Here is an 11664-nt window from a genome sequence, read left to right on the forward strand (position 1 = left end):
CACCGCTTCGGCACGGAACTCATCCGTGTACTGCTTGCTGTTGCCCATAAACACCTCGGTCATTGCCATGAATTATGGCAACCGGATGTCTACGAAAGGCTGGCCGGTCCAGGGTGTAACCAAGGACTTTTCCGTGGATGCACAGATTATTGGAAAGAACGGCACCATCGGCGCTTTGTCGAAGCCCTACGATGTGGTGGTCACCTATACGGTGTCTGCAGCGGTCAGCGACACGCTGTACAAGGATCCGTTGAACAATGCCTACCAAGGCACGGGATTCAAGCTGACGACTGATGGCGTGATTGCCAAAACGGCGGCGACAACCTCAACGCATGCTGGTATGACCTTGAGTGATGCCTCGTCACAAGCGAGCGCGCTGTTCACTTTGGCAAAGCCCGCGCGCGAGATCAGTTTGCGTCTCAGTGGAATTGACAGTGAGCAAGGCGTAAAGATCCAGCTGTTCGATGTGAAGGGAAATTTGATCGAGGAACAGACGATCTATGGCGACAAGACTGCATTCCACGCCAATGTTTTCAGCTACATGCCGGCTGATGAGCGGGTTGATATCGGGTCATTCAAGATAATCTCGAATGAAGAGAGTATTACGTTGGATGGATTTTCCAGGAAGGACGTCATACATACGGCCGATGTACGCGACCCCTATATTATCGAGTCGAACACCGAGAGTTTCTTTGGTACATCGGCTGATGATGTGGTGAGGCTGTCGGTTGGCGCATACACCTATTTCATGGGGGCAACTGCTGGTATACACGGTGGTGGTGGTATCGATACGCTGGTGCTTGCCGGAGCAGCAGATGGAGGGCTTCAGTTGGACAGCAACATGAGCTCAATGGAAATAATTGAGGTGGCTTCTTCAGTGTCGAGCGGCATATCCCTGAATTTGTCCGACGTGTTGCGTAATGGCGGTACGGACATCTTCTATACAGGGGATGTGAGTCGGGTGCAGATGATGGTTAAATCGAAGGGTGGATCAGCGACCGTCTATTTGTACGATTACCTGGTTGGTGGTTTGAATGTATCTTATAACCAAGGATACGTTGGGGGTGATCTTGGACATTGGGTGAAGAAGAATGCAGTAGCTATTGACGGTGTGATGTACGAGTCTTATCAGCATTCGACCTTGGCTGTTGAAGTCCTGACGCAGCAAGGGAGCGTGACCACCGGGATCAAAAGCCGTCCGGAGTTCCTGGAAGTTGGCGTCAAGAGTCTTCGGTCGGGTCCGCTGTCGGAGGAGGCTGATGTGCATGGGGAAGCATCGATCCTTCAGTCTGTAGAGCCTGCCCTGTTTACTTCCGAGCTTGGCTTGTTGGAGTCAGCTGTTGCTGCGGGTCCAGCCGCTGGTGGTACCACCCAGTCGTTCCATGGTTTGGGGAGTGAGCTCCTCGATCAGAATCATGTGTTGTACGCGGCGTACTGATTACTGACGGCGGCGGGTTCTCCTGTCACCAAACCTGTGTGAAACCAACGGGACGCTTCGGCGTCCCGTTTTTTTTGTTGGTTGGGGTCAGTGGCAGCGAGCCTGGCGTTGGATACTCAGAGTCAAGGTGTCTTGCAGCACGCGCAGCAGGTTCAGGGCTGAGTGAACTGTGCCGAGTCTGTGGTCAATTGTTGGGCAGGGCTGTGTAGATGGGTAGATCCCGCCTGGCCGGTCCTTGTGCTGTTCAACGGCGACGTGGCAGCTCCAATGATCTGGCTACCATTTTTAGGACTAAACCCATGTTTGCTGGCAGATGAAGGAAATATCATCGTCCCAGTTGAAACTGATCTGCATGACTCGCCTTGTAGCAGTCGGGCTTCATCCTTCGACAGCGTCCGCCTCCCGCACAACTGCCCTAGCGAAAGGGTGGGCTGCGCGCGCTATCTCTGCCGATGTCCGCAAAGGGCCGGAACTCCATACGCGCATTTTTCTGCACAAGTCAGTGCTTCCAAGGCGTCCGGCGGGCGCTGATACGACAGGAGCCGTCGGCGATCTGGTGCCCCGATCGGACTGAGGGCGCGTGCTGCCTGGGTCGTCCAGGCGGGCGGCGGTTTCTTCTATTTACCGGCCCTCTCTTCCGGTTTTGCATCATGTAGTTGCCGGCGCCTTGATAGCGCCTTTCGATGCGTGCGCCGATGAATATGGCCTCGCGCACGCGTGTGCGGCGTTCGGCCTAGGTCGATTACGCAAAAGTGCCGGGCTGTTTGAGACTCGTCCTATGTATGGCGCGTGTGGCGATAGGGATACTGCGCCCACTTGTGAAACCGACCTTGGAAGGTCGGTCCAATTTCTGTGGCGCCTGAAGTAGCGGCTCCACCAATCAATTCATGATCATTCAGGTGCTTCAGCAATGAACGTCAGCATTTCCGTAATCAGCGATAAAACCATTGTTCTGAACAAGCCGCTGGCTGATGCCAAAGGTGGCAAGTCTGTCCGCGTCAAGGCGGTCAAGGGTGGGCAATACATGCTCGCCGAGAACGGAAGTGGTGTTGGTCCAGAGAACATCACCGTCAAGCGCGTGGGCAAGAACCTGCACGTGGCACTTGAAGGTTCCGATCCGGATAGCCCGGAGCTGATCATCGAAGAGTTCTTTGGTTCTGGCGGTCAGTTGATCGGGCAGGGTGAAGATGGCCAGTACCACGAGTACATTGCGGCTGATGGCGACAGTGACAGCGCCGCTGCATTCCTGATGGACGGCATGTCCTCGCCGCTGGCGCTGGGCTATCCGCAGCTGGCAGGCTTCGGCGAAGGTCTGCTGGCTGCCGGCGGTGCTGTGATGCTGCCGTGGGCGCTGGCTGGCATTGGTGCCTTGGCTGGTGGCGCCATCGTCCAGCACAACAAGGGCGGCGACGACAAGCCAAAGGACACCACTGCGCCGGAGAACAAGGGCATTGGTTCGATCATTGATGACAAGGGTCCGACCAAGGGCGTCGTCACGCCGGGCGATGTGATTGACGATAACCGCCCGACCCTGGGCGGCTCCGGCCAGGAACCCGGTGACAAGGTCATCATCATTGACAACGGCAAGGTTATTGGCGAAACCATCGTTGATGGCGGTGGCAACTGGACGTTCACCCCGAAGGAGGATTTGGGCGAGGGTGAGCATACGTTGGAGATCGTGGTCGAGGACCCGTCCGGTAACAAGTCGGACCCGTCCGAAGGGATCGTGATCATCATCGACACCACGGCGCCGGCCAAGCCGGGTATCGACAGCGTCATCGATGATCAGGGCCCGGTTACTGGTCCTATCGCCAATGGTGGGCACACTGACGACACCCAGCCGACCCTGTCGGGCAAGGGTGATGCCGGCGATACCGTCACCATCTTCGACAATGGCAAGGTGATTGGAGAAGTGCAGGTTGGCAAGGATGGCAACTGGAGCTTCACCCCGAACAAGCCGCTTGGCGAAGGTGAGCATGCGTTCGAGGTTGTGGTCACCGACCCGGCTGGCAACAGCTCCAAGCCGTCGGACAAGCACGTTGTGCTTGTTGACACCACCGCGCCGGCCAAGCCGGATGTGGGTGGCGTGATCGATAATCAGGGCCCGATTACCGGCCCGGTCGAGAATGGCGGTGTCACCGATGACAACCAGCCCACGCTGACCGGCAAGGGCGATGCGGGTGAGCGAAGGCCAACACAGCTTGACCGCAACGGTGACCACGGTTGCCAATGGCGAGAGCGTCGCCAGCGCGCCATTCGATTTCCGCATCGACCTGACTGCGCCGGACAAGCCGTCCATCGACAAGATCATGGACGACGTGGGCGACCCGCAAGGTGCCCTGAGCCAGGGTCAGAGCACGGACGATACTACGCCAACCTTGTCAGGCAAGGCTGAGGCCGGCAGCACGGTGCATATTCTCGACAAGGGCGGTCTGTTGGGCAGCGTAGTGGCCGATGCCGGTGGTAACTGGAGCTTCACCCCGAACCCGCCGTTGCTCAGTGGCGAGCATGAGTTCACCGTGACTGCCGAGGACAAGGCGGGCAATGTCAGCGCGCCGTCGGACGGGTTTGCCATCGTCATTGACACGACCCCGCCTGCCGCGCCGTCGATCGACACCGTGCTTGACGATCAAGGCGCCAAGACCGGTGCTTTGGCCCAAGGTGAAAAGACCGACGACACCATGCCTACCATCAGTGGTAGGGCAGAGGCGGGCAGCACCGTGATCATCAAGGACAAGGGCCAGGCGATCGGCAGTGTAGTGGCGGGTAGTGATGGCAAGTGGACATTCGAGCCGAGTGCTGCGTTGGCCGCTGGTGGGCACGAGTTCACGGCTGAGGCAGTTGATGCTGCCGGCAATATCAGCCAGCCGTCCGACAGCTTTGCAATTGTTGTGGATTCGGTACTGCCAACGACGCCGAGGATCAGCAATCTCACCGACAATGTTGGCCAGCACCAAGGCCTGGTCATGAACGGCAGTGTTTCCGACGATACAAAACCGGAGCTCGGCGGTACCGGTAAGGCAGGGGAGACCATCGAGGTCCGCAATGATGGCGTCGCGCTTGGGCGCACTGTGGTGAATGAGAATGGCCGCTGGAGCTTCACCCCGGAAACGGCGTTGAAGGATGGTCATTACGTCTTCACGGCGGTGGCAATCAGCGCAGGCGGTGCCGAGAGCCCCAGCAGCAATTCCTTCCGTGTGGAGATTGATACGCTAGCGCCGGATCGCCCCCTCATCGTCAATGTCGAAGATGACAGTGGCTCCTGGCAGGGCAGCCTTTCCAACGGGCAGGTAACCGATGACCGTACCCCGACCTTCAATGGCAACGCAGAGGCGGGCTCCTTGATCCGGGTCTTCAACAACGGCGAAGAGGTTGGCGACACCCCGGTTGATGACGATGGCAACTGGACGTTCCAGACCAAGGTGCTTGATTTGGGCGAGAACGTCTTCACGTTCTACGCACTCGATCCTGCCGGCAACTGGAGCAAGGAGTCTGCGCCGTGGACTGTGATTGTGGCGTTGAACGGGCGCTCGCTCGACAAGAGTGTCGAGGTGGATGCCGCGCTGACCCTGCAGGATCTTCTGGTTGATGGGAGCGCTGAGGTTATTCCTCAGCCTTGTGATTCCGTGCACAGGACGCGCGCAGCGTTGCTGGAGCTGGATGTCGAGAACGATGCCGCCGACGAGCTGCAGGACAGTTGGGTAGTCAGCACCGCCAATGGCGGGGCCGAGAGCGAATGGATGGCTGCATACCCATTGCAGTCAGCTCAGTCGTACGATCACCAGTTGATGGGTTGATCGATGTGCTGTGCTCCGGGGAGCCTTGTTGAGGCTCTCCGGAATCGGTTCGAAATGATGTGCTACTCCGCTGGGTCGGCTGCATGGCCCGGAGAAGCTGACCAGGGCGCGAGCGACAACGTGCTCTCTCTGCGCGTTGCCGATCTGCTGGCCAATGATGCACGTGACAGGTAGTTGGCGGACGACAAGGTACAGGCGCTGGTCAGTGATGCTGATGGCGATATGAACTTGCTGGCTGAAGCCGAGGACTGGAGCGGTGCTGGAACGACCTCAGTGAATGCTGTGTCCAGCAGTGTAAGCACCCAGCACGCAGGAGCGTCGGAGCTGCCGGGCGAGGATGCGCTGCGTACTAGGAAGTTCCGCGTCGCATAGGCGCAGACTGAGTCGCTCGGTTGGGTGGCGCTTATCTCTGTTGAAGAGCCTCGCGCATTGAAGTCGCGCGACGGTTCACTTTAAGGGGCGCCTCCGGAAGTCGTCCGCCCGAGTGCCGGGCCTCGGTTACTCGACCCATTGATCTCGGGTCTGGTCCATTCGCCCTGGAAGATATCGTTACTACAGAAGGCCTCATGCGGTGCCGAATGCCTGCGATGGCTGTAACAGGCGATGGTCGAGGGTAGGTGCCAAGGTGGTCGCTGCTGTGAATGTGAAACCAACGGGACGCTTCGGCGTCCCGTTTTCGTTTTTGCCTTGCCGGAAGTTTGGGGAATCCGGCAAGCCGATGAGCGCGGCGCCTGCAGTTGGTATCACCCTTGAAACCAATCTTCAAGAAACCGGGTCACACCTACATATTTTTAGGATGAGTCTTGTGTATCCGTCGGAAATTTCAGCCCAGACTGATTTGTAAGAGGGCGAAAGTCTTGTTTGCCATGCTGCTCTCTGCGGCATTGGTTCATTGTTGAAATATTCGCCCTCTTGCGTGCGATGCGATTGCGCAATCTGGAGCATCTGTTGGTGCGGCATCTCTGTGATATGCGAGTGCAGATGGAAAGCAGCGGAAGAAATTTTCTTTCCTCTGCCTACGTCTTATGGGAGTGCCTGCACCTCATGTCGGCGATCAGCACGCGTCGTTAGCAAACGCTCCACTCCTGCGCGGAATTGCGCGGGGGAGGGCAGCTGCTGCTCAGTCAATACAGCTATGTGGAAAGGAAACGAAAATGATTACATCTGTGATAAGTGAAGCTTTCGCCGGTCGGACCCTCAAGTTCGACATCGGACGGAGCGCTGGCGAAACAACCGTCGCGGCCATCGCGGGTGCGCGCTATGTCCTGACCAATACGGATGCTGGCGCGGCAACTGCCGATATAGGTGCCAAGCGAATCGGGAATAGCCTGGTTATCAGCCAGAACTCGGACGGAGCCGGGCGTGACGTGCTGATCATCGAGGGGTTCTACGGAAGCGACGGGCGCTTGGTTGCAGTCAACGCTGATGGAAGCTACCAGGACTACATTGCCGTCTCCGATAGTGGGGCGACCAATGCAGCGCAGATGAGTGATGGAGCTTCATCTTTGCTGCAGTTGGCTGCAGCACAGAGCGCTTATCTGGGCGACGGATTTCGTGCAGTCCAGGACGGATCTGCGCTGCCTGGAGGTTCGCTGGCGAACGCCGGCGAAGCGGTCGGCAGTGCGACGAGTCTGCGGAGCGCAGATGGTGGTGGCGCATCCGGGGCGGCGAGCGCAAGTAGCTTGGTGCCAGAAATCCAGGTCGAAGGGGTTGATTCGCCTTCGACCATTGGCAGTACAGATGGGGTTCTGTTGGACGCAGTTGTTTCCAACGCTGCAGGTGGTGCAATAGCGGTATCAAGCCCAGGGTCAGAGTCAGAGGCCAATTCCGCTGGTTTGGGTGACGCAGCGGTTATCGCTGCAGCGTTCGCTGTCGATGATATTCCAGTCATTGAAAAGGTGGTGGATGACCACGGAGCAATCCAGGGTGTCATTGAAAATGGCGGTTACACCGACGACGGCTATCCGACCATCATGGGTAAGGCTGAGCCTGGCGTTAAAGTTCACGTCTATCGCAATGGTTACTTGCTGAACTATGTGTACGCGGACGCCAATGGTGAGTGGTCATACACGCCGACCACTCCATTCACCACCGGTATGCATGCGATCACCATTGTTCACGAGTATCCGGACAAGGAGATCAGTGAGCAGTCCGCGCCGTACACGATCACGATCGACAAAGTGGCCCCCGCTGTTCCGCAGATCATCGGCATTGTTGATGACGAAGGTCGTATCACCGGCGCGATTACCGACCAGACCATCACTGATGACAGCCGTCCAACCATTCACGGTACGGCAGAAGCGCACGCCAAGGTGACCGTCTACGACAGGGGCAAGGAAATCGGCACTACCACGGTCGGTGCCGACGGGAAGTGGAGCTACACCCCCGATCCGCCGCTGGCCGATGGTATGCATATACTCAGCTACTCAGCGATGGACCGTGCTGGCAACAGTAGTCAGCAAACTGCCGCGACAGAGTTTGTGGTGGATACGCGCGCAGAGAAGATCAATATCTACTATGCCGATGATGATGCGGGCAACGTGATAGGTGAGGTCTTCAGCGGCGGGGTGACCGATGACAGCATGCCAACCCTGTTCGGTACGGCGACGGCCGGCGGAACCGTCAGGATATTCGAAGGAAGCACCTTGCTTGGCGAAGTGGTTGCTGATGTTGACGGAACCTGGCAGTTCACGCCGAGCATCGCACTAAGCGAAGGGCCACATGGCCTGCACGCGACCGTAACCCTGGTCGCCAAGGGCGAAAGTGCAGCGAGCGAGCTGTTCAACCTGACCATCGATCTGACCGCACCGCAGAAGCCGCTCATCGAGCAGGTTCTGGACGACGTAGGCATCGTGCAGGGGGCGGTGACCGAAGGTTCCGTCACCGACGATAACCGGCCAACCCTGGTCGGCAAGGCCGAGGCTGGCAGCACGGTGCGGATCTATAGTGGCAGTGCGCTGCTTGGCAGCGTGGTTGCCGATGCAAGCGGCGAATGGACCTACACGCCCGATGCGCCGCTGGCCGATGGCGAGCACGCGCTCAGCGTGACTGCCGTGGATGCCGCGGGCAACGTTAGTGATAGGTCAGACGTTTTTGAGCTCGTCGTCAACGCAGCGCCTCTGGATAGGCCCACTATCGTCAGCATCCATGATGATGTTGGCAGCAGAACCGGGCTCGTTGCCATGGGCGAGGAGACGGACGACGATCGACCCGAAATCAGCGGTACGGCGGTGGTCGGTAGCACGGTGATCATCAAGGATCATGGTATCGAGATTGGTCGCGTGCAGGTTGACGCAGAAGGCGCGTGGACATTCACTCCACAGACTAGATTGGCGGACGGTTTGCACAAGCTAACCGCGGAGTCGCTTGGCATTGCAGGCAAGCTTAGCCCGCCATCGGAGCACTTTGATTTCAGCGTTGCGCAGAACGGTGACGACCATCCCCGGCATCTAAGCGCATCCGCGTCAGGGAAGATCAATGCTACGGTGGTTGTTGACACCTCTGGCAGCATGCAGGGGGTGGCAATAACCTCGGTGAAGAGCGCCTTGCAGCAGCTGGCGACGGAGTACCTGAGCGCAGCCGGCGGCGAGCCCATCACGTTGACGATGCTGACCATGACCAACACCAATCCGGTGAAATTTGTGTTCAGCAGCGTTGCAGATGCGGGTTATGTGAACTACATGGCCGCGGTGAATGCTTTGAATGGCAGTGGCGCGCCAATTTATGAAACGGCGATTACCGCGGCCATGAACAGTATCAAGGCCGATCATCAGGTCGGCAATGGCCCAAGTCAGGTATTCATCCTTGGTGATGCGCAGAACGGCCTGTCGCAGACCGTCGCTGACAAGTGGCAGGCGATGCTGCTCAACCCAACGGGTACCGCAGCGCTGGCAACTCCCATCGAGTCAACGCCGATCTCCTTCGTTCCTTTTCCGCATTCCTATGACTATTCGTTCCACTGGCTTGCCACGGACAAGAAGGCCATCGACATGCCGTCGGCGGAGATGATGCCGGAGATTCTGCTGTCAGCCGTGGTCGGTGACAGTGTTGGTGGCAACCTGCTGGTGAACGATGTCAAGCTGAGGCCGGACGGCAACGAGTATCTCACCCAGATCACCTTTGAAGGCGGAACGTTCCGTATCGCGCCCAACAATACGCTGGTGATGGCGAACGTTGACGGCAATGCGAAGGGAGCATATGCGGCGGCAACGGGCTTGCTGACCATCACCACCGAGAGTGGGACCCTGCGGGTTTACATGTATTCGTCTGACGGCAATCAGGCAGGGGACTACACCTACAAGTCAAAGGCGGTACAGCTATATCACGGTGAGCAGGCAAAGGAGGATGTCTTCGGCTACCTGGCATTGGATGGCAGCGGGGCATCGCAATCATCGAACCTGCACATTGTGCTGGAACCGGCCAACGCGCAGCGGCTGCTGACCATATCGAGAATCGGCAAGGACACCGGCACCCAAGGCGACTTTGTGACCGCCGATGGCAGCACCGGGCGAGAGATATCCGGCCTGCTGTCACAGCAACTGGCAGCGGGCCTGAAGATTCAGGTCTCGGTCGATGAAGGCAGGACCTGGCAGGACGCGGTGACGCACGGCAAGAACTGGAGCTTCATCGACATGTCGGCGCACTCGAGCAGCTGGACGGTGCAGGTGCGTGTTACTGACGGGGTCACTCACGGCACCAAGGTGCTCTCACAGGAAGTAACGCTAGTCGATGCAGTGGCTGCGCCGACCATCCTCAGCATTCCGGAGGCCGGGAGCATCTACACCGCGGCGCTCGCGCAGGATGGTTCCGAGATGACGGTGTCGCTCGCTGGAACAGGCGCCAAGGTGGGCGACAAGGTGCACATCCAATGGGGTACCAGCACCTACGATCAGGTGCTTACGCCGGTCAATATTGCCAATGGCGCGGTCACCCTCAATGTGCCGGCAAGCGTCACCTACTCAACAACCAGCTACAACTACGATTTCTCTGTGACTGCACAGATCATCGGTCAGGACGGTGCCATCGGCGCGTTGTCTGCGCCTTATGGCGTTGTTGGTACCTATGCGAGGGCGCTGGCAAGCGACACCCTGCAGCTCGCACCGGTAGACGATGTCTATACCGGCGCGGGGTTCACGGTGACAACGACGGGTGCGATGGCCAAGACGGCTGCCACCACCAGCAGTCTGTCGGGCCTGAGCTTGAGTGACAGCTTGCAGGCAAACGCAACGTTTACGTTGAGCAAGCCGGTGGATCAGATATCGCTACGCCTGAGCGGTGCGGAGAATGCTCTGGGTGCACAGATCCGCGTGTTCGACGTGGATGGCGTTCTGCTGCACCAGCAGACGGTGTTTGGCGATACTTCGGCACGCCACCTGGCCAGCTTCAACTGGGCAAAAACGGGTACGAAGGACATCGGCTCGTTCACTGTCACCGCGATGAGCCAGAACGTCACCCTGGATGCTTTCAGTCAATACGTGGTAACGCACACGCAGGACAAGCGCGATCCGAACCTGATCGACGTCCTTGCAGAGACGTTCTACGGCTCGGCGAGCGATGATGTAGTTTCGATCTCGCAGTATGCGCAGACCTATTTCGGTCAGGCGACGGCAGCCATTCACGGCGGTGGGGGTGTCGATACCCTGAAGTTGTTGGGGGGCGGCCACCAGTTGGACATGACGGCGGCCGGCAGCAAGATCAGCTCGATGGAGGTGGTCGACCTCACCGGTACCGGCAATAACACGCTGACGCTCAACCTGTCCGATGTGCTCCGCAATGGGGGTGTGGACCTGTTCCATGCTGGCGACCATAGCCGAGTGCAGATGATGGTCAAGGGTAATGCTGGCGACAGGGTGAACCTGAGTGATCTTCTGATCACAGGTGTGGATCATGGGGACTGGGTAAAGAAGACCGCCTTCTTGGTTGAAGGAGTGACATATGACTCCTACCAGCATTCCTCGTTGGGTGCAGAGCTGTTGGTGCAGCAGGGGGTGATCGTTGTGGTCACCAACTCGACTGTGGTTGGGGCGGCTGTTCTCTCCACCATGCCAGCGCTTGGTGCGGAGGCGGAACTTTTGTCGCAGCCTGAAGAGATGCTGTTTGGGCGAGACGCATCTGCGTCGGCAGTGCAGTCCGACAGTTTTGTCTCGGCGAGTTACTTCTCCTCCGAGCTGCAGCATCTGAACGAGTTCTGTCTTCAGGCTTACTGATAGAAGCAGGCAGTGGCGCTTTGGCGTCGCTGCCTGCTACCGTTCTTGAGTTGCTCGCATGTAGATGGAAGCGAAACATGCTTCTCCTCCTGTTTTCTGGATTCTGCGGATTTCAGCGTTCGGGCTATTGACGAAAGAAGGCAGCGGCGTGCTCACGCCGCTGCCTTCTTTCTGTATTCAGCTGCTTGTAGATCTGTGGACCAGCAATCGGCAGTGCTTCTCT

The 11664-nt window shown here is 58.2% G+C and carries 5 protein-coding genes; all 5 read left to right on the forward strand.

Going from position 1 to position 11664, the window contains the following annotated elements:
- Positions 1–1438, forward strand: a 1438-nt coding sequence (locus ACVOLL_RS01125; protein WP_481511187.1) for a hypothetical protein, incomplete at its 5' end; no start/stop codon positions are given.
- A gap of 910 nt (positions 1439–2348) precedes the next feature.
- Positions 2349–3833 carry an Ig-like domain-containing protein gene (locus ACVOLL_RS01130; RefSeq protein WP_481511188.1) on the forward strand — a complete coding sequence of 495 codons (1485 nt, stop codon included), beginning with the start codon at positions 2349–2351 and terminating at the stop codon, positions 3831–3833.
- Positions 3748–5235: an Ig-like domain-containing protein gene (locus tag ACVOLL_RS01135; protein WP_481511361.1), complete on the forward strand. Its 1488-nt coding sequence runs from the start codon at positions 3748–3750 to the stop codon at positions 5233–5235. The genes ACVOLL_RS01130 and ACVOLL_RS01135 overlap by 86 nt, the downstream gene beginning before the upstream one ends.
- Positions 5236–5409: 174 nt before the next feature.
- Entirely contained in the window at positions 5410–5607 is a 198-nt protein-coding gene (locus tag ACVOLL_RS01140; protein ID WP_481511189.1) for a hypothetical protein, read from the forward strand.
- A 782-nt stretch (positions 5608–6389) separates the two neighbouring features.
- On the forward strand, positions 6390–11441 hold the full coding sequence (locus ACVOLL_RS01145; protein WP_481511190.1) for an Ig-like domain-containing protein: 5052 nt from the start codon (positions 6390–6392) through the stop codon (positions 11439–11441).
- Positions 11442–11664 lie beyond the last annotated feature (223 nt).

It is taken from the genome of Stenotrophomonas sp. STEN035 (assembly GCF_056759935.1).

Excerpts from the sequence above, each read along its gene's own strand:
- ACVOLL_RS01130 (WP_481511188.1), top strand. The coding sequence starts at position 2,349 with ATGAACGTCAGCATTTCCGTAATCAGCGATAAAACCATTGTTCTGAAC.
- ACVOLL_RS01135 (WP_481511361.1), top strand. The coding sequence starts at position 3,748 with ATGGACGACGTGGGCGACCCGCAAGGTGCCCTGAGCCAGGGTCAGAGC.
- ACVOLL_RS01145 (WP_481511190.1), top strand. The coding sequence starts at position 6,390 with ATGATTACATCTGTGATAAGTGAAGCTTTCGCCGGTCGGACCCTCAAG.